The 20210-nt window shown below is 47.6% G+C and carries 18 protein-coding genes; 7 read left to right on the top strand and 11 right to left on the bottom strand.

Annotated elements, in window-relative coordinates:
• Nucleotides 1-82 precede the first annotated feature (82 nt).
• Both MF542_RS01610 and MF542_RS01605 read right to left on the bottom strand, forming a co-directional pair.
• A complete protein-coding gene (locus MF542_RS01610) occupies nucleotides 83-487 on the bottom strand; it encodes a DUF4345 family protein (RefSeq protein ID WP_247015259.1) in 405 nt (134 codons plus the stop codon).
• Nucleotides 488-669: 182 nt separating this feature from the next.
• A complete protein-coding gene (locus tag MF542_RS01605) occupies nucleotides 670-1590 on the bottom strand; it encodes a LysR family transcriptional regulator (RefSeq protein ID WP_247015257.1) in 921 nt (306 codons plus the stop codon).
• Nucleotides 1591-1716: 126 nt separating this feature from the next.
• Between MF542_RS01605 and MF542_RS01600 the strand changes: the two genes are divergently transcribed.
• Both MF542_RS01600 and MF542_RS01595 read left to right on the top strand, forming a co-directional pair.
• Entirely contained in the window at nucleotides 1717-2175 is a 459-nt protein-coding gene (locus MF542_RS01600; RefSeq protein WP_247015255.1) for a (2Fe-2S)-binding protein, read from the top strand.
• Nucleotides 2176-2178: 3 nt separating this feature from the next.
• Complete coding sequence (locus tag MF542_RS01595; protein WP_247015253.1) at nucleotides 2179-4362, top strand: xanthine dehydrogenase family protein molybdopterin-binding subunit; 2184 nt, start codon at nucleotides 2179-2181, stop codon at nucleotides 4360-4362.
• A gap of 50 nt (nucleotides 4363-4412) precedes the next feature.
• Here the strand turns inward: MF542_RS01595 and MF542_RS01590 are convergent, their stop codons facing one another.
• Together MF542_RS01590 and MF542_RS01585 are read right to left on the bottom strand one after the other, a co-directional pair.
• Nucleotides 4413-4886: a potassium channel family protein gene (locus tag MF542_RS01590; RefSeq protein ID WP_247015251.1), complete on the bottom strand. Its 474-nt coding sequence runs from the start codon at nucleotides 4884-4886 to the stop codon at nucleotides 4413-4415.
• 11 nt (nucleotides 4887-4897) lie between these two features.
• Entirely contained in the window at nucleotides 4898-5119 is a 222-nt protein-coding gene (locus MF542_RS01585) for a DUF1289 domain-containing protein (RefSeq protein ID WP_247015249.1), read from the bottom strand.
• 223 nt (nucleotides 5120-5342) lie between these two features.
• Between MF542_RS01585 and MF542_RS01580 the strand changes: the two genes are divergently transcribed.
• Both MF542_RS01580 and MF542_RS01575 read left to right on the top strand, forming a co-directional pair.
• Nucleotides 5343-6053 (top strand): class I SAM-dependent methyltransferase, encoded by a 711-nt coding sequence (locus MF542_RS01580; protein ID WP_247015247.1) that lies wholly within the window; start codon nucleotides 5343-5345, stop codon nucleotides 6051-6053.
• 89 nt (nucleotides 6054-6142) lie between these two features.
• A complete protein-coding gene (locus tag MF542_RS01575; RefSeq protein ID WP_247015245.1) occupies nucleotides 6143-6577 on the top strand; it encodes a DUF6491 family protein in 435 nt (144 codons plus the stop codon).
• A gap of 76 nt (nucleotides 6578-6653) precedes the next feature.
• Here the strand turns inward: MF542_RS01575 and MF542_RS17750 are convergent, their stop codons facing one another.
• Entirely contained in the window at nucleotides 6654-9761 is a 3108-nt protein-coding gene (locus MF542_RS17750) for an autotransporter domain-containing protein (protein ID WP_247015243.1), read from the bottom strand.
• Nucleotides 9762-10055: 294 nt separating this feature from the next.
• A complete protein-coding gene (locus MF542_RS01565) occupies nucleotides 10056-10766 on the bottom strand; it encodes a DUF599 domain-containing protein (RefSeq protein ID WP_247015241.1) in 711 nt (236 codons plus the stop codon).
• A 405-nt stretch (nucleotides 10767-11171) separates the two neighbouring features.
• On the opposite strand from MF542_RS01565, the gene MF542_RS01560 reads away from it, so the two are divergent.
• Together MF542_RS01560 and MF542_RS01555 are read left to right on the top strand one after the other, a co-directional pair.
• Complete coding sequence (locus tag MF542_RS01560; RefSeq protein ID WP_247015239.1) at nucleotides 11172-11552, top strand: YbaN family protein; 381 nt, start codon at nucleotides 11172-11174, stop codon at nucleotides 11550-11552.
• An 83-nt stretch (nucleotides 11553-11635) separates the two neighbouring features.
• Nucleotides 11636-12151: a hypothetical protein gene (locus MF542_RS01555; RefSeq protein WP_247015237.1), complete on the top strand. Its 516-nt coding sequence runs from the start codon at nucleotides 11636-11638 to the stop codon at nucleotides 12149-12151.
• Between the two features lie 3 nt (nucleotides 12152-12154).
• Here the strand turns inward: MF542_RS01555 and MF542_RS01550 are convergent, their stop codons facing one another.
• The 5 genes from MF542_RS01550 to MF542_RS01530 form a co-directional block, all read right to left on the bottom strand.
• Nucleotides 12155-12904: a hypothetical protein gene (locus MF542_RS01550; RefSeq protein ID WP_247015235.1), complete on the bottom strand. Its 750-nt coding sequence runs from the start codon at nucleotides 12902-12904 to the stop codon at nucleotides 12155-12157.
• A gap of 6 nt (nucleotides 12905-12910) precedes the next feature.
• Nucleotides 12911-14089: a DUF3089 domain-containing protein gene (locus MF542_RS01545; RefSeq protein WP_247015234.1), complete on the bottom strand. Its 1179-nt coding sequence runs from the start codon at nucleotides 14087-14089 to the stop codon at nucleotides 12911-12913.
• Nucleotides 14090-14170: 81 nt separating this feature from the next.
• Nucleotides 14171-14725, bottom strand: coding sequence for a sortase domain-containing protein (locus tag MF542_RS01540; protein WP_247015231.1), 555 nt, complete (start codon nucleotides 14723-14725; stop codon nucleotides 14171-14173).
• Nucleotides 14715-16832, bottom strand: coding sequence for a marine proteobacterial sortase target protein (locus MF542_RS01535; RefSeq protein WP_247015229.1), 2118 nt, complete (start codon nucleotides 16830-16832; stop codon nucleotides 14715-14717). The genes MF542_RS01540 and MF542_RS01535 overlap by 11 nt, the downstream gene beginning before the upstream one ends.
• Nucleotides 16833-16964: 132 nt before the next feature.
• Nucleotides 16965-17663, bottom strand: coding sequence for a hypothetical protein (locus tag MF542_RS01530; protein WP_247015227.1), 699 nt, complete (start codon nucleotides 17661-17663; stop codon nucleotides 16965-16967).
• A gap of 399 nt (nucleotides 17664-18062) precedes the next feature.
• On the opposite strand from MF542_RS01530, the gene MF542_RS01525 reads away from it, so the two are divergent.
• Nucleotides 18063-20165: a TonB-dependent receptor plug domain-containing protein gene (locus MF542_RS01525; RefSeq protein WP_247015225.1), complete on the top strand. Its 2103-nt coding sequence runs from the start codon at nucleotides 18063-18065 to the stop codon at nucleotides 20163-20165.
• Nucleotides 20166-20210 lie beyond the last annotated feature (45 nt).

The following is a 20210-nucleotide window of genomic DNA, read 5'->3' as shown; positions in this document are numbered from 1 at the left end:
GGAAATTGAAACAAGGTTGAGGCGCACTCAAGCTCCCTTCTGCCAGCGGTAGTTTGCTGGCTGCGGATGGGGCGCCAAGAGGCTATATGTGTTTTTCAAGATCCTCAGCTGTCATAAGTTTGTAGGCAAGGGTCAGGAGAGTAAGGAAGAATACCGTTGGGGCGGTTATTTGGAGAAGTTCAGGAAAAGAACCATCCAGTATATATCCAGTTAATCGTGCAACAATAACGGCGATCAGACTAAAGAAACCAACATGGATATAGCGGCGATCGGCTTTGATGGCGCCTAATAACACGCTTGACCAGATAGCTATTGTCATGCCGCCGACAAAGGCTCTGGCACTTGAAATTTCACTTACTGATTTTAAAGAACCAAGCAGCATATGATCAAGTACGAGGCTTGGAACAAACATAACCATTAACCCGTTGCCAAGAAAGAAAAGAGCGATAAGCGTTAAAATACCGCGGCCAATATTTGTTTTCGTCATATCATATCCAATTAGATGAGTTTACATTAGGAGGCAGATGTTTATAGACTGTCAGTTCATCACAGCTTTTTGTATCTGTAGCCTCTCTGCTACATTGGTTTATGAACTATAGGTGCTGACAAAAAATGTCAGTAGTTATGATATGCGTTACAAAAGCTTGATGAAGATCAGGTTCGTAAATATTAGGCGAAGCGGGCACGGCGCAGAAGCTGGCTGTTTTTCTTCAAGAAATCGATGAATACACGTAATTTCTGGCTCTGCTGTGCACGGCGTGGAAAATAGATGCACGGGCCTTCTTCTGGTACTTTGAAGTCATTCATAACAGAAACAAGCTTGCCGCTTTCCAGATAGGGAGTGGCAAGAAAATCAAAATAGTAACAGAGCCCAAGCCCCTTACTGGCAGCATCTAGGGCGATGGCAGCATCTGCAACGATCAAGTTACCTGCGGTATCGATTTGAACTTCTTCACCTTCCACCGTCATATGCCAGCGGTATATCGGGCCATTTGGCCCGTGGCGAAACTGGATGCAATTGTGTTTTTGCAAATCCTCAATAGTTTTGGGCATGCCGCGTTTACGCAGATAATCTGGTGCGCCAAGAATAACAGAATTAATGGTGCCGTATAATGATACGGAAACCATATCTGGTTCAACGCTCTCCCCCAATCTGATGCCTGCATCATATCCTTCGGCAATAATATCTACGTTGCGGTTTTCCACACCGATATCCAATGCCACATCGGGATAGGTTTGAAGAAAGGGAACCACAACAGGTTCGATAATATTTCTAACCGCCATTGTTGGGATATTTAGCCTGAGCGTGCCTCTGGGAGCTTCTGAAAAAGCACGTACTTCATCAAAAGCCTGTTCTATCTCAGTGTTTGCGGGTGCAAGCCTTCTATGTAGAGCTTGCCCTGCTTCTGTAAGAGCTACGCTTCGTGTTGTACGGTAAAACAATGGCAGGCCTAATCTATCCTCCATTTGGCGGATTGCCTGACTGATGGCGGAAGTGCTCATTTCAAGCTCAATACCTGCTTTACTGAAGCTTTCATGCTTAGCGACTGCAAGAAAGATAGGTACGCTTGAAAGCCATTGTTTTTGCATAAGGCTGATTTCCGATTTATTATTAAGTACAGCTAAACAGTGTTTCTATATATTTAATATTAATAAAACAATGGTCAATACCCATACTCTAGTCCTCAGGTCCAACCCCTCGGCTAGGTGAATGTCATGGCATCAATAAAACTTAACGGGCAGCGCGTTTCAGTAGACGCTGCGCCGGATACCCCGCTTCTTTGGGTTATCCGTGATCATCTGAATTTAACAGGGACAAAATTTGGGTGCGGTGTTGCTTCCTGTGGAGCCTGTACAATCCTTGTGGACGGTGAGCCAATGCGGTCGTGCCAATTCCGTCTCGAGGATGCAGAAGGTGTTGAGATCAGCACCATTGAAGGGCAGGAAGATAGTGCCTTTAAAAATGTTCAGGCCGCATGGCGTGAACTTGATGTGGTTCAGTGCGGTTATTGCCAGTCCGGTCAGGTAATGGCGGCGGCGGCACTTATTCGTTCGAACCCCAAACCAACCGACGAAGATATTGATGAAGCGCTGAACGGCAATCTCTGTCGCTGCGGCACATACCAGCGTATTCGTGCGGCCGTTCATTTAGCAGCAGAAAAGATGGAGGCATAAATCATGAAAAATCTATTTGCTCCTAAAAATAGTGCGCAGCCGCAGCCAACCCGAAGGCAGTTTATACTTTCAGCCGCCGCAGGCGTATTAACGGTTAGCCTTGCACCAAGCATAGTATCAGGTGCGGCAAAAGCAGCGAGCCCTTATGCAGCAGATTTCCTTGAAGTGGCCGCCGACGGTACAATTACGGTTATCGCCAAACATTTTGAAATGGGGCAGGGCACGACCACCGGCCTTGCTACGATTGTTGCTGAAGAACTGGGCGCTGACTGGAATAATGTAATGGTGCGCTGGGCACCTGCTGATGTGAAACGTTACCAGAATATATTCTGGGGCGCGCAAGGCACAGGCGGCAGTTCCGCTATGGCAAACTCATACATGCAGTTGCGGCAAGCGGGTGCGGCAGCCCGCTATGCCTTCCTTGAAGCTGCTTCTAAACGGCTGGGTGCTTCGTCTGCTGAGCTTGTCGCGGAAGACAGTATGGTGAAGCATAAGCCTTCTGGAAAAAGTATCAGCTTTGGTGATCTCACGACAGACGCTGCGGGTGTAAAAGTTCCAGAGCAACTACCATTGAAAGACAGCAAAAGTTTCAAACTGTTCGGCAAGCATATCGCTCGCCAAGATAGTGATGCAAAAACTGATGGTTCTGCCATTTTTGCGCAAGATGTGAAGCTGCCGGGTATGCTGAAAGCAGTGATTGCCCGCAGCCCGTATTTTGGTGGTACGCTCAAGAGTTTTGATGCAACAGAAGCCCTGAAAGTGCAGGGTGTGGTGAAGGTGATTGAAACCTCTCGCGGTGTTGCGGTTCTCGCCAAGGATACATGGGCCGCCATGCAGGGCCGTGAGATGCTGGATATCCAGTGGAATACATCTGGCGCTGAATTGCGCTCGTCCCCTGAGATCATGGATGCATACTTGAAAGTTGCTGAAACAAAAGGCACGAAGGTAAGGCAGGAAGGTAATGCAGCCACAAAGCTTGCAGAAGCAAATGATCGTATCGAAGCAACATATCAGTTCCCGTTTCTTGCTCACGCACCGATGGAAGCACTGAATGCAGTTGCTCATATTCATGATGGCATGTGTGAAATTTGGGCAGGCTCCCAGTTCCCTACAATTGAGCAGGCAACTGCCGCCGCTATCACCGGTTTGCCGCTTGAGAAAGTGGAAATCCATACGGTTTATGCTGGGGGTAGTTTTGGTCGCCGCGCTACACCAAACGCTGATTATATCGCCGAAGCGGTAGAGATAGCACACCGCCTTGGAGATAGCACACCAGTACATCTGGTATGGTCTCGTGAAGACGATATTCGTGGTGGTCGTTACCGGCCTGTTGCTGTGCATAAAGTATCAGCATCTGTGGGTGCTGACGGTATGCCAGAAGCGTGGGAGCATACGATTGTTACCCAATCGATATTGAAGGGTACACCGTTTGAGCCAGTGCTTGTGAAAGATGGTATTGATTCCACATCAGTAGAAGGTGTGGGTGATACGCCGTATCCAATACCAAATCTTGATGTGAGCCTGCATTCGATTGAATCCAAAGTGCCAGGTCTGTGGTGGCGTTCTGTAGGGCATACGCATACAGGGTATGTGATGGAAACCATGATTGATGCCTGCGCAAAGAAGGCGGGTGTTGATGCGCTTGATTATCGTATCAAGCTGCTGAAAGGCCATAAGCGCCATAGTGATGTATTGGCGGAACTCAAGGCAAAATCTCGCTGGGGTAAACCGCTTGGGAAAAATAAAGCACGCGGTGTTGCTGTGCACGAAAGCTTCGGTACTGTCGTTGGTCATGTGGTTGAAATCAGCCGAGATAGTGATGGTTACATCAGTATTGATCATGTCACCAGTGCCGTGGATTGTGGCCTCGCCGTGAATCCGGATGTGATTGAAGCACAGGTGCAGAGCAGTGTTGTTTATGGTCTAAGTGCCGTAATGCAGTTGCAGATTACGCTTGATGAAGGGCTTGTGGAGCAGGACAACTTCCCAAGTTATGAACCAATGCGTATTTCCCAGATGCCAGAGGTTGAGGTGCATATTGTGAAAAGCAGTGTGCCAACACCGACGGGTATTGGTGAACCGGGTGTGCCGCCAATTGGCCCAGCATTTGTAAACGCACTTACTAATCTCACAGGGGAAACCTATACCAAGCTTCCGCTTGCGGAGCATGGTGTGGATTTCGCCTAAACTCTCTCATGTAAGTGGGATATCAAACGCGGCTTTCGGGCCGCGTTTTTTTATATGATGGGGTCATCCCAGCTTTTGGGGTTGCTGCTAAAGGACATTTCATGCACAGATTTTGTGCGAAGTGCTGTGAGGAATTCAACCTGAAATGCCGTTGACCAACCAAATACAAGGAAACCGTTGGCTGCGGTAAGGCCAGAAAGCAGGCGCCAGTTATCGGGCAGGATGATATCCCCGAAGCCGAGGGTGGTGTATGACACCAGTGCAAAATAAACGGCAGTTTCGAAGGTATCGAATATATCAAGTCCGATATAGACAAAACTCCAGAGAACCACTTCAATCAAATGCGCTGCCATTACCCAGATAACAGAAACGGCAAGTGCAATAGTCGTCGACCAGAAATGAGGGTTGTTTTGCGCCCAGTCTGTCAGCTTTTTATTGCGTTTAAGCGTGATGGATAGAACGCCGGCATGGATGAAGGCAGTTGCCACAATAACCGCAAGGCCGATTAATATCTGTATCAGCATATCTTTTCCCCTCAGGCCTGTTTAGCAGCTTTCCTCGCACGGATTTCAGCAAGAATACGCTCTGAGCGCTCTGTGGCACTGTCGATAATTTCCTGCTTTTCAGCATTACTTGCCCGTGACCAGCGGCCAATATCATCGCGTGTTCGGAAACATCCCATGCAGAATTCCCGGTTTTTGTCCAGCTGACATACGCCCATGCACGGACTTTTGATTTCTTCAACCGGGGTACTCAAGGCATACTTCCTCTGGGTAATTTTCTATTAATCGTTGTTTAGCAGGATTGGCACAGAAAATCAGCTAGTAACATGAGCGTCAATTTTTTGTGTGAGATTTTCATCAAATTTTAAGTTTAAGGATTTGATAATAAACGAGATATAGAACATGTGTTGGGGCCGGATTGCATCGTGTGGCTTGGCAGCAGTCACGATTGGCAATTTGTATGTTGAGGAAAAAAAGATGTCCGAATTTCTCGGCTTCTCTCTGGCGTTGGATCTGCTTTTCAATGGTCAGAATATGGATTATTGCGAAAGGCCGCTTAGCCTTTCCGCGATGGATAAATTCAATATCATTGATGATCTGCCCGAGGGTGGCCATGTTGCGGTGATTGCGCCTGGTGGTGGCCGTTTGGTACGGAACCTTGTTGAGCGCGGTTTTCGTGTGGATGCCTTTGAAGGGCGGGAGGAATGCCTTAGCCACCTGAAGGACCGTTTCGCAAACTTTCCTCGTATTGAATTAAGTAACATGACCCGGCTCGAAGATCCGTTTAAGCGGGAAAAGATGCATTATGATGCAATCTTCTGCATGGATGATCTGCGTTCTTTTCGGGAACGTGCTGGCTGGACAGAGCATGTGCACCGCATCATGAAGCCTGAAGGGCATTTCATTTATTCGCAGGTTTCAAACAAGCTTCCTGCAAAGAAAAATACCTTGGGTAAATATTTTAACCTGGTTGGTAGCCATAATGTAACGGAAGATACCTCTAAAGAGATCAGAGATAGTTACTTGAATCTGGATTACTGGCGACCTACGGAGAAAGATATCAAGATGGCGAAAAGCACACTTGATATGGTTAAATCTGCTTCAGGCCTGCGCAGAAATATCATGAGTGGTGTGGAAGTGCGTTATGTTGTGTGGCAGAAAAAAAGCCTGACTGAAAGTATTTCATGAACCTTTCCCTTTAATTGTTGCTTCATCAAGGGTTAAGTTAGCTGGTATATTATTGGGACCAACAATAGACAGCGGACGGAGTTGGTTAAATGATGAAAGCACTTGGAACAGCACTGGTTTCCTGCGCGTTGGTGGCCACTGCTGCAGCAGCTTCCGACAAAGGTAGAAATCCAGAAAAAGTAACCAAAGAACTCGCCAAATATGAGCGAACGGGCAAAACCAAGACATGTATTAATGTTTCAAGAATTAGAAACACAAAAGTTCTTGATGATTACACCATCATCTTTAATGGTCGGAACAAGACCTCTTATCTAGTTAATCTGGATAACAGGTGCCACGGTCTGGGTTTTGAAGAATCTATAGCTTATACGGTTCGGGCAGGTAGTTTGTGTAGAAGTGATATCTTTAGTGTCATCAACAGAGGTGGCGGTTTTATTCGTTCCACCTGTGGGCTCGCTTCTTTTGAAGAGATGAAGAAACTACCAAAAGATCAGCAGAAAAAGCAGCAGGCCCAATCAGAATAGATCTGAGCAGATACCCATAAAAAAAGCCGGAGCAGCGACATGCTTCCGGCTTTTTTAGTGAATACTTACAGAAACTTTAGAAAGCCAGACCGAAGTTGAAGCTCACTGAATGTGCGCGCTGTTGATCAAGCTTTTCGTAAGCATAGTGAATGCGTGCGGTCGAATCGATACCGAAGATATTGAAGGCACCGCCGATTTGTTCCACTGATTTTGCTGTCCGGTCTACTTCCGCTAGGAAGCTGGTGTCGCCGCCAACAAAAATTGCTTCGAGTGGCTCTGCATCAGCGCCTGACAGGTTTTGAGTGTAGGAATAGAAAATCTCAGGCCGTACAATGCGTGTTTCATTTCTTGTTTTCCAATTGAAGTCGTAGCCGAGAGCCGCGCCAACTGTACCGTCTACCCGTGTGAAAGATGTACTTTCCACTGTTAGATTTGCGCTATCACCGCCTTCTTCAGTATAGCCGCCTTCTGAATAGTTCTGCGCAGCGATACGGCCAAACGGCTTGATGTTTAATTTGCCAACAGAAAGATTGTATCCCGCTTCAGCAGTGGCAACAAAGTTCCATCCATTTGTACGGCTTGTTACAAGGCGATCAACGGTACCAAATTCGATATTCCGTTCACGGCGAATAGCAACATATTGCGCTGTTGCCTGACCACCAAGATAGAAACCACCGGCACGTGTAAGAGCGTAAATAGATGTAAATGGCGCGAAGGTTGATAGTTCGCTATCAATCGTATCATCTTTGCCGGACAGACCGTTCAGAGTGAAGCCTGCGTTTACACCAACCACCAGATTTTTATTCACTGGGGCATCATAACCAAAAGTCAGGCCAACTGTTAAAAGGTTGGCATCAAAAGCACTGATCTGGCTGGTGCGATCACCGATTGAAGTTACCTCACGTGCCCATCCGCCGCTTGCGAAGGATTTGCCTTCAACATAGTCCCCAAGACGGTTTGACAAGTGATTTGCCAACTGACGTCTTGAAGCTTGCGCAAGGTAGGTAGAACCGCCTGTGATATCAGGTAACAGAGCATTTAAAGCCGCTTCTGTTGTTTCCTGAGTTGTTAAGCTGGACAGGCTGGCTTCAAGAACATTATCCAGATCAAGACCACTGGTTACGATGTTGTCGTATAACCCTGTGGCTGCTGAATTGATGTTAAGTTCAGATGCATCTTTCGGGCGTACATTCAGCGTAATTGTGCTGCCATCCGCGCTATCATTTTGCGCAAGTGAAACATCAAATAAATATGGTGTGTTCGAAAGCGCAAGAGAAGACCCAGCATCTGCCAGCGTAATATTGCTCGCTGTAATCAGGTCAAAAGACTGCTGAGAGTTCGTAATACGGGTGATAACCGGTACAATATCCACACCAGATGATGCGGTGAGTGTATCGGTAATAACCAGTTGGCCGTTTTGACCTGCTTCTGGGTTCACAATAAAGCGTAGTTCCGCATCACCAGAGAAATCAGCATTTGTGAAGTTCAATTGGCTAATGGAAGCAATTTCAATGTCTGCATCGTTTACTGAAAGATCAAGCGTGCCTTCAAAGCTTGAAGAACCACTGAATACAGCTTCGTTTCTGATGTTCAGTGTGTTGTTACCAAGGCCAAAGGAAAGGTCACCTTCCAGGGTTCCTCCGTCTAGTGTAACAGTATCATCACCATCGCCCATCAGGACATCACCAACAAATGTACCTGAGTTAGTCAGGTTAAAGCCGCTGGTGTTTGCCCGCACATCAAGAGCAATTGCATCACCGCCGCCATTGCTGTCTGTAGCGATCAGGAAATTGCCAGTGTTCGTGAAACTTGTCAGTGAGCCTGATAGATCCCGAATACCGTAAGCATTCTGGTTTTCACCAAGTGAGTTGATCTGGAACGCGCTGCCATTTGTGAATGAAGAAAGAGAACCGCCTTCTTCAATCAGAATACCGGTTGCCACACCACCTACGCCCCGTGTTTGTGTGCCGTCACTATTGTTGGTGATAAGCGCATTGGTACCAATATTGATAATACCTTCGCTAAGGAAGTTTGGTACGGTTACATTATCGCCAATGATCAAACCAGTTGAATTATTATCCTGTGCGATAAGGGCGATGGAACCTGTATCAAACCAAATTCCCCCTTCAAGGGTAACAGGTGCGTCTGCAGTGCCTCTGAATTCAACACCAGTTGCTTCAAGGCCGTTGGAGCCACCCAGTGTTTCAATACGGCCCTTGTGAACCCAGCTGAAACCTGTGTCACCGACTTCACCAATAACGATATCGTTGCCGCTTTCTGTTGAATCCACAAGAAGCGCTGGTGCACCGCCAGTTGATGTAATCGTGGAATCTGTTGCAACATCCGGGTTGCCATCATCGTCTACATCATTGTTTTGGCCAACACCCTCAAACAAAACACCGCCTGTGATGCTGTCTTCAATTAAAATAACAGCTTTAGCTGGTTCGGCTTGATTGTCAGCTGTCTGTATATCACCAGCTGTTGTGTTACCTGCGATAACAAATGAACCGTCAATACGGTCACCGACACGAACTGCAACAGCACCTTCATCATCAGTGTTCACGCTGCCATCAATGGTTACATTGCCTGTTACCGGGCCATTAATATCAATACCAATGGTATTAACGCCGATAACGTTGATATCACCATCGTAATTAATGTTGCCTTCAAAAGCGGTATCAATCGCAAAACCTCGGCCACCGCTGCCGTGTACATCGAACACGGCAGTATCTTCTATAGTAATATCACCTGCGTACCCTTGGTCGCCGTCAATAAGCAGGCCTACAACAGTTGTATTGTTGGATTCGTTAAAATCACCAGCAGCCTGTACAGCTACAGAAACAGAACCAGCAAGAGTTAGGTCAGCCTGAATACGTTGATTGGAGGTATCAACAAGAAGGCCGCGCCCTGCCGCAATATCATTTGATGTAATGGTGCTGGAACTTTGGAGCGCAATATTATGGTTACCGTCCACGATAATCGCTGTCCCGTTTCCAACAGTCACCGATCCATCGGCGGTTACAGTAAGCGTGCCGTTATTGCCAATATTGAAACCACTTGTTCTTAGTGTTGTGGTGCGGGCTTCCCCCAATGTCGCATCCTGTGCGAAAGCTGGTGCTGATGCCAGAACGGCAAAAAGAGCAAGGGCTGAAACCTGTTGGCGGCGTGCAATACTACGAACCACGTGTGCGTCCTTTATAATTCTTTGTCTGCTGTCTGATACGTGCCAGACCGCAGTTTCCTCCGAGTGCTGTATAGTGCTTTTGCAAGCTGAATGTTTGCTGAACAACCCCACCAAATACAGCCAGCCTATAATTCAGTTGAAAAATAGGGCAGATATAAGGCGTTGGTAACAGAAAAACCGCTTAGGGCAAAGCGCTATTCAGTGCCAGCGCAGATGTTTTCTGCCACTAGCATAAATAAGCCACACCCATGCTTAAGTTTATTCCCTGATTAGAGAAAATTTTAGGCTTTGGTTCTACAGTTCCCGAACCAGTTTTACGGCGCGGGATGTGAACTCGCGGCGGGTCAGTACAAACACCACAGCAAGCGTTGCGCTCATGAAAACAAGGGGGCCAACAAACCATGTAAGCCCCGCAAGCGCGAAGAAATAGGCCCTGATGCCCCGGTTGAAATGGTGCCCGGATGCAGAAGAAAGTTTGGCAGCTACTGAGGCACGTTTCATACGCGCGGCTTTATCTTCATCATAGCGGCTATCGCTCATGCCGCCGATCACAATGGCACAGTAATTGGCAATGCGGAATGCCCATGCAAACTTGAAGAAAGCATAAATGAAAATCCCTACCAGCAGGCCAACCCGCACCACGAATCCATCTGCGGTTAAGGGTTTCGCGAGCGGGATGTGGGCAAAAGCCACCGCCAGTTGTTCGCTATACCCCATCGCCGCAATAAGCCCACCCAGCACAAGGATGGTGGAAGAAGCAAAAAAGCTGATACCGGTAACAAGAATTTTAAGAACGCCCGTATCAATCATCCGCATCTCGCGGTTCGCGGCTTCTGTTAACCACCGAAGTCGCTGCCCATCCATAAGGTGGGAAATTGCTCGGGTTTTATATTTGCTATGGTCTGCAAGGAATGTGTAAAGCGCCCAGAGAAGCAGGAAAAACAACAGCGCCATCATATCCATATCGCTGAAGTTCAGGCTTTCAGTGAATGTGGTGAATGTCATACTGATCTTCCCCTCTCGGCTTGGTTCCCTCTAGCTCAATACCCATAAAACATGCTGTTGGCCGTTTCTGCAACGTATTGTTTTTATGCGTGAAAACCACTGGTCTATTTTTGCACTGGGCCTTTGCAATAATCGTCACTTCCAGTCTGAAGATCCATCCCCATCTCTTGAACGTAGAGATATGAATTCTTCGGGAAATAAGCCCCCCAGCATTCCCAACCTGTGCCTCCCCCTACACAAAGCGCAGGTTTCCTCGCCTCAGCTATCATTCCCGTAAGCTGATGGTCTAAGCCCGCAACAGTCCCCTGATTTACTGTTGCGGGCTTTTTTTTATTAAGAGGTTCACTTTTGGGGTGTGTCTCCCATATAGTGAAATAAGAATGGTTCGCAAAAGGAAGATAGCTTGTGCGCTATATTTGGATGGCATGTGGGTGGATAGCGTTTGTGCTGGGGGTGATTGGCGCTTTCCTGCCACTTTTGCCAACGGTACCGTTTCTTTTGCTGGCAGCTTTTTGTTTCTCACGCGGTTCGGATAAACTTCATAACTGGCTGCTGAACCATGAAAAATTTGGCCCGCCTATCGCCGAGTGGCGCAAGCACGGCGCAATTGCCACCCGCGTGAAATTTATGGCTATGGGCTTTATTCTTTTCTCAATCGGATTGAGTTTTCTTTATGATGTACCCACACGCGGTTTCATCATCCAGATCGTGGTACTGTCCTGCGTTTCCCTCTTCATCCTAACCCGCCCTGCGCCGCCCAAAGAGGCCACTGAAGAGGGCGAGTGATGAACGAAATTGTTTTCGATTATTCTGATGTATATGATGAGATCGAACCGAATGATGATCTCACCAAGGTACTGGGCGGCTGAGTGCATGAATATGTGATGCAAGGCACGCTTGTGTGGAAGTTTGGTAATAGGGAATTACACCGCAAACACGAGCAGCTCTTAGGTTCTACTGAACGTGCTATTGATTGCTTGAATGAAGTTATTTACACGGGCAGCAGCGTCATTCGTACCTCTGTGATGACAGGTGGATGGAACATTAAATTCAGTCCTTGTGAGGATGGAAAACTCCAAATCGAAGCCAACGATTGGGCGCGGGATACTTATGCGAAAGTAGAGTTGATGGAATTCAGTAAAGTTCTTGGTGCTTTTCACCGAAAAGTACTCAAAGAAACTTTTGAGCGGCACCCAGAACTTTGTTTGAATAACTCATTCATCACCACAACACCATTCGGTTTTAAGTTGGCGCGTGAAGCAATGAATAATTCAATTGAATTCATGAGAGATAGAGTCTTCAACCAAACAGTGACAGATATTAATCCAATAGACGCAGAGCTTCAGTTGAAAGATTCAGCACAAATCATTCGTTTATCAAAATAGTGATTAATATTCGATTTCGTGGTGATCGAGATATTTGCGGTATGAGGAGAACTGAGGTTTGGTTTCCAGATACACAGCATAGGCGTTACATAGTGTTTGCCAATGTGTGATGATTGGCTCCCAGTAATCGAAGATACTGTAATTTTTCGCGGCTATTAACATATTCTCTAGTTTTGCAGATGTTTGAGATGTGTCGCTAAATAATCCCATAGGTACAGAGTGAAACTCATTTCTCATTCCAATATCGTAGTAATGTAATAGTAGCAGGTGCAGGTAACTGTTCTTAGGCTGTTGGTTGGTTGCTTTTTCTAAGATGCCTAAGGGGCTAAACCCATCTAATTCAAGATCGTTTGTATACTTTTGTAAAGACCCAGAAAGTCGTTCTGTCGTGTGGTGATGTTGAGAACAACGAGCTAACCAGCCAGCCGCATAGGGGTGGCTGTTTTTAAATAGCTTTACTAGAGTAGGGAGTAGTAAATCTTTGTAGAGAAGAAGATGCACTAAAGTATTTTGGGGAAGCGTAAATCTATCTTTGATAGGGTCACAGTCTGTACCGTATTCTCTGGTGCAGAGGTCTTCAACGAAGGCCTGTTGAACCGTTGCATCTTCCGCAATCGCATATTTAACAAATACAGAGACAGCGGCATTTACTTTTTTTTTAAGTCCAATGCGTACGAATTTACTATATGTCTCCCAAGCTTGTTGGCTTTCTTTAGACATTTTAGAAAGTGAAGGTAGGTCAAGGGTTTCCACTGTGAGTTATCCCAAAAACGTCTCAAGTCGTGTCGCGATATTTTCACGCAAGTTCATATAGAAGAGCGCCATATCAAGGTTATGGTAATTGCCGCCGAAAATGCCTGCATTGAGGGGTGCCTGCTCGGGTTTTGAGATTTTCAGGAAACCATGCTCATCAAGCTGGGCATCTGTGCCCGGCAGCATTGGGCCGATAAGGCCGTTGCATTTTAGGCCAAGCGGGGTATCTGCACCCGCCGCATACAGCTTTGGCAGCAAGCTCATATCGTTTGGCACTGGTGTGCAGATGCCTTTGTGAAGGCTTTTATCTGCGCGGGTACCGTCTGCTTTCCAGTTAAGAGGATTAATGGCTTTTACGGGCATCGCCGCACGGCGGAACCAGCCAGACTTAGCCCAGTGTTCAGCGGCATCGGGCTGATGAAGGGCATCTGTGCCTTCAAGGAATGTATCATACGCCACAAATACGCCTGTATCATCCGCCGCTGTTGCAGGCGCGGCGACATGGGCCATATCTTTCACGTTCTCACCGGTCACCTTAAAGCCGATCAGATAAGCGGCGATAAAGCGTTCCTTAAGCGCGGGATCATCAAATTCTTCTGCAAGCAGCCGCATCGCCATTGCGCATCCCTGGCTGTGGCCCGCAATGAAAAACGGCCTGCCGCCATTTTCAACGTCAATGAAATGTTTGAACGCGCGGCGCACATCGCGGAATGCGAGATCAAGGGCTGCGCGCCCACTTTCGCTTGGATTAAAGAAAACCGAAAGAGTTGCCTGCCTGTAGCGCGGCGCGAAAATGCGGCAACTGCCGTTAAAGATGCTGGCTTGCCCTGGCATGATTACATGGTCAACCACTTCATCAGCGCGGTTGCCGCCAATGGCTGCGTTCCATGTGCGGGTGCCTACATAGGTGGTGGGATGAATATAAAATACATCCGCCAGTGTATCTTCCGCATTAGTGCGCTCAATACCTTCTGGTGTTAAGGCGGCGTTGCCCAGCTTGCCGGGTTTTGCAGCCCACATATCATCATCGGTATAGTCTGGTTCAAGCGGCGGTGTTTTTTCATCAAACGTATGGTTCGGGTGGATGGCTTCCAGCCATAATTGCAAGCTGGATTTACCGGATGCCTGAGTAGAAGATTTATGAGTAGAAGATTTACCAGAGGAAGTAACAGAAAGATCGTCCACAAGAATACCCCAACCGAAAACGAATAAATGAATATTTGTCCATATAGGATGGAAAGCTTAAGATTCCACCCTCACAATGGTTTAAATTTTAATGGCCTGCATGATAATGCGCCGATCGGTCTCGCCTACGCTACGGAACGGGTAACAGCTGACCAGCAGGATTTGCTCCACGCTCTCTTGCGGCACCGAAAGCGCATCTTTATGTGCCACCCACGCGCGGGTGAGACGAAAGCTTTCCTCAGCACCATCAAGGGTTTTAAAGGTGAGGATATCGCCGTCCTCAATGTGCTCTAGGAACGCGAAATGGGTATCTCGGTGCCCAAACACGATGGGGGTGCCGCTCACTTCAGCCATTACGGGGCCAAACGCGAGCGCACGCATATTATCCCCCGCCAGCACATAGTGGGTGATGCCTTTATCCGGCAGGCTGAGTTTCGCCACCGGGTGTGTATCAGCCCATGACCACGGCTTTAGGGGCTTGCCCGTTTTCAGGCTTTCTTCCCACGCGGATTTTACCAGCACAGGGGCGAGGGCGGCCTTGGCAGCGATGATCGCACCGCCGCCAAGTTGCCACAGGCCAAGCGCCGTGAGGAGGGCAGCGCCAGCCATGATGGTTTTACGTTTACTACGCTTCACGGCGTGCCTCCCGGCGCAGCCACAAGATAAGCGCAGTGGCGAACAGCAGCAGGATAAAACCAGTGATTAGTTTCAGGTCTTTCATCGTGGCTGTTTGCGGGCCTGAGAAGTTTGACTGCGCCATCATTTGCGGTGCGCTAACACGGCGAAGTTTCATACCTTTCGGTAGGTTTTCAGGAACGATACTGTCTTGTGCCGGAGTGGTTTGTGGGCGGCTGCTTTTTTCCTCTACCGCTACAAAGCTTGTATATTTGCTGACAATCTGGTGGGTGAGCGCTGTTTTCAGGATTTGCACTTTTGCTTCTTCCTGCGGTAAGCCCCTGAGTGCGGCATCAGAAATGGCTTCCACTTTCTTGCGTGCCCACAGTTTGCTGATGCCTTTGCCGTTTTCCATGCGCTTTAGGCGCTCGCTGATCTTCCAGCGTTTGCCGTTCACGCTTTCGCCTTCAAGCCGGATTTTGCTGTCATCGGTTTTCACCACAAATACCGCTGGGCGGTTGCCGTATAAATCAGGAAGGCGTGTGGGATAAGCTTCAAACATACCGTTTCCTGAAAGCGCGAGTTTTTGAACGCTTGGGGCCGCCATGTTGCTGAATAGTTCTTCCAGTGTTTTCTCTGCTTCCAGTGGATTATCAATTTGCGTGTGGATACCGCGGCCAAATTCTGCTGCCTTGCGCATAAACCAACCGTTTGGCGCATTGCCGACACCAACAGTGAACAGGCGTGTGGTACCGAGCTTTTCTTCTACCAGCTTGAACATTGCTTCTTCGTAGCCAATAGCACCGTCTGTCAGGAACATGATCTGCGATAGGCTTTTTTTATCAGCGGGAGCTGATTGGTTCAAATCCAGTGCGTTCACAAGAGCGGGCATCATTTCGGTCCCACCATCTGCTTCCAAACCCAAAATATAATTTCTGGCTCGATTTACGTTTTCGGCGGTTGCTTGTTGTGTAGCACCAAATAAGCGACTGTAATCATTATTGAATTTGATGATATCGAACCTGTCTTCCGTGCGCAGGCGGTCCACTGCTTCAAGAAGGGCACGTTTGGCCTGAACAATAGAGTGCCCATGCATAGAGCCTGATACATCAATGATAAATTGAATATCTCTCGGTGGTGATTTCTCTAGGCTTTCTTCCTTCTTTGGTGGGATCACCATGCCGAGAACATAAGTGCCGCTTTCAGTTTCTTCCTTTATAAACAGCGGTTTGGGTTTGCCCGCAGGCTTATACTCCCAGCGCAGGATAAAATCCCGGTCAGCTGGTTCAGTATCAGCTCGGAGCGTAATGTGATAGCGGCTTTCTTGCTCGGCAATCCGAATATCATGGCTGGGGCTGGTGAGTTTCTGGATAGTTGCACCCGGCGTCAGAGCAATATCAAAAACCGCCAAATTCCCAGCGTTTTGAGGGTGGCGGTAAATGCCGTGCTTTTGGTGATGCGTAGTGAGCGCGCTTTTGGGTTCAGGTGTGGGTACCATATCTTCAAGTCGGTGGTACCGAGGTGTAATCGCTTGCGGTAACTTCCAACTAAAAGTAAGGCCATTTTGTTCCGTATGTGTAATGAAGGAAATCTCTACCGTAATCACGGCGCCTGGTGCCACATTCCCTACCTTTGAGCTGAACATGTTTGGCCTGATCTGGCTGAGGAGGGCAGCTTTCTTGCCTTCTTTCACAGCCTGGTCGTAAATGCGTTTTGCTTCCTGCTTCTCTTTGATTTTTCCTTTGATACGTTTTTCACCTACCAGCATTTCAAATGCATCAATGGCCGCAGTATCCGGAAGCGGAAAACGGTATGTGCCGTTAATCCACTGATCTGTCGTGTTTCTGAAGGATTGTTTGACGGTGGTGTAGGCAATGAAGCCGTTGATCTCTGTTTTCACCTCGCTTGAAAGCTGAAGGGCATCAAGCCATAACTGCGGCATGCCTTCATGCGGGATAGATTTTATTTCAAACCCACCTTCCTGCCAGCTTCTAAGCTGTTTCTGGTCAGAGCTTGCAGTTGGCGGTGATGTCTCATCCGCAAGTGCAGGCTGGGTGTTTAGAACAAGGCCGAAGGCGAGTGCGGCGGCTGTATAGGCATAGAGGAGTGGCTGTGAAAAGCGTAGCATGATGATATCCCGTTCTGATCTGTTGGGATAACTCTGCCTATAGAATGGGGTGGTTGCCTGCCGAGATAGTGGCAGGCTTAAGAAACATTAAGGCGAACTCATGCCGAAGAAGCGCAGGTCGCCCTGTTTGCCTTATTTATGAATACGGCGATTTGCTTTCACACGAACAAGCGCAGGGCGCTGTTGGCGGAAGTATGCAAGACCAAACATAAGCGGAAGTAGAAGCAGGATTGCTGATGGCTCAGGCACCGCGGTTGGATTTACTGTAAGAGTAGTGGAGCCCACGCCCGCATCCCTGATGCCGTTTACCTGAGGCTGGTTTACCGCAAACGGGTCGCACCCCGGAAGGGAGTATGTAACGCCTTCATGTACAATGCCGCAATCGCCGCCACCAAGGCCTACCGCCCCGGAAGGTAGGGTTACAAAAGCAGAGCTATCCAAGATCAGAACCAGATTAATCAAATAATTGCCTGGTGCAGTAAATAGGGAACCAACGCCTGTTGAAAATGTCGGGTTCAAACCAGCTGCAGCGTTAGCGCCTTCAAAAGTACCTAGTGTTTCTGTAACACCGTTCTGAGAAACCTGCCATGTAAGTGTAAAAGCACTTACGTCTGCGAGTGTACAAAGCCCAAAGCTTGGGCCTCCTGTGGTGTTACGGTGCACGGTTGAGCCGCAAGCATCCAGTGTGAGATCCTCACCCAGCGTAATAGGGTCGTATGTTCCGGCATCGGAAAATACATCAATATGGTAATTGAATGTTGCGTGAGCTTCTGGTGTGAACATAAGAGCAGCTGCAGAAATAATAGCTGCTTTAACGCTTGAGTTAAACATACAGTCCTCAATACCAATACAATACGCCCCCAAGCGAATCTGAATAATATTATATATATTAGTAGAAATAGGGAGTCGAAAAATGCACCCTAGCGTAAACGTGAGGTTATAGAGGGTATTACTAAACGGGTTTAAGCTATAGTTATGAAAGAGGTTTCCCTGCGATTTTCAGTTTGCCGCACTTTGAAAACATTTTACCGCAATTTCCACCTTTCACCGGAAAAGTATGGCATCAGCATCTCAGGGAAAGTGCAATAGTATAACCTGAACGGCATTATGCTTAAGTTTACAGAAGGGGTGAACTTAGGTTTTGTCCAAAGATAATATACAGGCCATCGCAAATCCGCTGTTTGAGTAAGGGCAAACAGCAAACTGTAATGATGCGAGAGCGAGGAAATAATGAACCTACTTTTAGGTGGGGAGCGTAAGAACGCTTTAACTGTGCTGAAATCGGCGACAGCGATTTTGGCGATAACGACATGCACCACTATGTCGTATGCGGTGGATAACGCCGCAGTTGATGATGATGGAGATGTGCCTGTAGCCAATGCGGCAAACACATACCCAGCATCTTTCTTTGATCAATATAACCCGCAAAATGCGTTTGAAATGATCCAGCGTTTGCCTGGCTTTTCATTTGATGGCGGTTCAAATGCACGTGGTTTTGGTGGTAACGCTGGTAACGTGTTGATTGATGGTGCACGACCTTCTTCAAAATCAGCAAGCTTGCGTGAGGTTCTTATTCGTATTCCTGTAGCGCAGGTTGAACGGATTGAGATCGTGCGCGGTGGTACAAGTGCAGGTGATACCGCAGGCCAATCCGTTGTTGCGAACGTTATTAAAAAAGCAGGCGGCACCAGTGGTACCTGGGTTGCTAAATTGCGCCGTCCACCTGATGGGCGTGTGCTACCAAATGTTGAAGGCTCGCTTGCAACGAAAATTGGTGGGTGGGATACCACAAGCCGGTTTGATGTTGGTTGGAATGGTGGCAATCGGGATGCGCTTCTTCGCGATGTAGATGCCGAAGGAAACTTGATCGAAAGTGAGGATGAAACTTTCGAAAACCAGTTTAACTTCCAGGTGTTCTCTGTTGAGGCAATCCGCGATGCGTTTGGTGGTAAGCTAACGGTAAACGGCCAATTTTTCCGCGATAGATTTAAAGGCGACTTCTTCCGTGAAGGCTTTAATAGCCGCTTGCCTGATGGCGGTACGCCAGATTTTACATGGCAGAATAATGAACGTGGCGGCGGTGAAGAATACGAACTGAGCGTTGACTGGAAAAAAACGTTCAGCAATCAGTGGAAACTTCATTCCATTATACTTGGTTCGGTTGATAACTTTGGTTTTGAAAGCCGTACTATTGAAAGCGAACCTTTTGATGTGGTGAATGATATTACGGATTTTGAACAAAACCGTAAGCAGAAAGAATTCATTCTTCGCTCAACATACGGGGATGCAAGTGCAAATAAATTCAAGCCGGAGTTCGGTTTTGAAGTAGCGCGTAACAGCCTGGATTCTGATCTGTCGATTGTATCAAACGGTGAAGCAATTGATCTAAGTTCAGCCAATGCGAGCGTTCGGGAAATCCGCGGCGAAGCATTTGCTAACTTTAACTGGGCAGCTACGAAAAAGCTTTCCGTGGATGGTGGCCTGACCGGCGAAATTTCAGAGATTGAAGTATCAGGTGATGCTGGTAACAAGCAGACATTCAAGTTTCTGAAACCACGTCTTACTGCGACATATAATTTCAGTGATAACGTTCAGTGGCAGTGGCAGATTGAACGGACGGTTGGGCAGCTTAACTTCCGTGATTTTGCCGCAAGTGCACAGATTAATGATGACCGTACAACGGCTGGTAACCCTGATCTGGCACCAAACAGTGCGTGGGAACTTTCTACAACATTTGATTGGAAGTTCAGCGAGCGTGGCTCATTGAGTGTTAACGCTTTCCACGAATGGCGCAGTGATATCCTTGAACAAATTATTCTGGCAAGCGGTGACCCGGGCCGTGGTAACGCGGGTAACGCGCGTTTTTACGGTGTGGAAGCAGAACTAAATATCCCGCTTGATTTCATTCTGCCGGGTGGTCTTCTTGAAATTGAAGCAAACCTAAGGGATGCAAGTTTTGATGATCCGGTAACAGGGCAGAACCGCCGCATCAGTGGATTTAATCCATCTTTCCTTGGTTTTGATTTCCGTCAGGACCTTGTTAAAGCGAAGGTTTCATGGGGTATTAGATATAATGGCATCTTCAGAGAGGAAGTATTCCTCACTGACCAGATTATCAGCTTCCGTGGTAACCGACGGGTTAATGCCTTCATTGAAACAACACGTTGGTTTGGTGTGAAAACCCGTTTTGCTGTGGATCTGATTAACACTGGTAAGTTCCGTAGACAGCGTGATTTCTTCGATCCCGCCCGTGGAGGTGCTTTCACTGGTTCTGAGATTTCAGACCGTACCAGAAAGCCGGAATTCCGTATTGAAGTGTTTGGTCAGTTCTAAGCAATTTGAACACACTTCCGTTAGGTAACTTGAAAGACCCTGTCA

Origin of the sequence: Kordiimonas laminariae, assembly GCF_023008165.1 — a bacterium.
GTDB lineage: Bacteria > Pseudomonadota > Alphaproteobacteria > Sphingomonadales > Kordiimonadaceae > Kordiimonas > Kordiimonas laminariae.
Note: the sequence above shows the minus strand (reverse complement) of the source record. Positions and strands in the feature narration are given on the sequence as shown.

What these genes read in the sequence shown, in the direction of transcription:
- MF542_RS01595 (WP_247015253.1), top strand. Translation starts at nt 2,179, where the DNA reads ATGAAAAATCTATTTGCTCCTAAAAATAGTGCGCAGCCGCAGCCAACC.
- MF542_RS01610 (WP_247015259.1), bottom strand. Translation starts at nt 487, where the DNA reads ATGACGAAAACAAATATTGGCCGCGGTATTTTAACGCTTATCGCTCTT.
- MF542_RS01605 (WP_247015257.1), bottom strand. Translation starts at nt 1,590, where the DNA reads ATGCAAAAACAATGGCTTTCAAGCGTACCTATCTTTCTTGCAGTCGCT.
- MF542_RS01575 (WP_247015245.1), top strand. Translation starts at nt 6,143, where the DNA reads ATGATGAAAGCACTTGGAACAGCACTGGTTTCCTGCGCGTTGGTGGCC.
- MF542_RS01535 (WP_247015229.1), bottom strand. Translation starts at nt 16,832, where the DNA reads ATGCTACGCTTTTCACAGCCACTCCTCTATGCCTATACAGCCGCCGCA.
- MF542_RS01525 (WP_247015225.1), top strand. Translation starts at nt 18,063, where the DNA reads ATGAACCTACTTTTAGGTGGGGAGCGTAAGAACGCTTTAACTGTGCTG.
- MF542_RS01580 (WP_247015247.1), top strand. Translation starts at nt 5,343, where the DNA reads ATGTCCGAATTTCTCGGCTTCTCTCTGGCGTTGGATCTGCTTTTCAAT.
- MF542_RS01600 (WP_247015255.1), top strand. Translation starts at nt 1,717, where the DNA reads ATGGCATCAATAAAACTTAACGGGCAGCGCGTTTCAGTAGACGCTGCG.
- MF542_RS01565 (WP_247015241.1), bottom strand. Translation starts at nt 10,766, where the DNA reads ATGACATTCACCACATTCACTGAAAGCCTGAACTTCAGCGATATGGAT.
- MF542_RS01590 (WP_247015251.1), bottom strand. Translation starts at nt 4,886, where the DNA reads ATGCTGATACAGATATTAATCGGCCTTGCGGTTATTGTGGCAACTGCC.
- MF542_RS01530 (WP_247015227.1), bottom strand. Translation starts at nt 17,663, where the DNA reads ATGTTTAACTCAAGCGTTAAAGCAGCTATTATTTCTGCAGCTGCTCTT.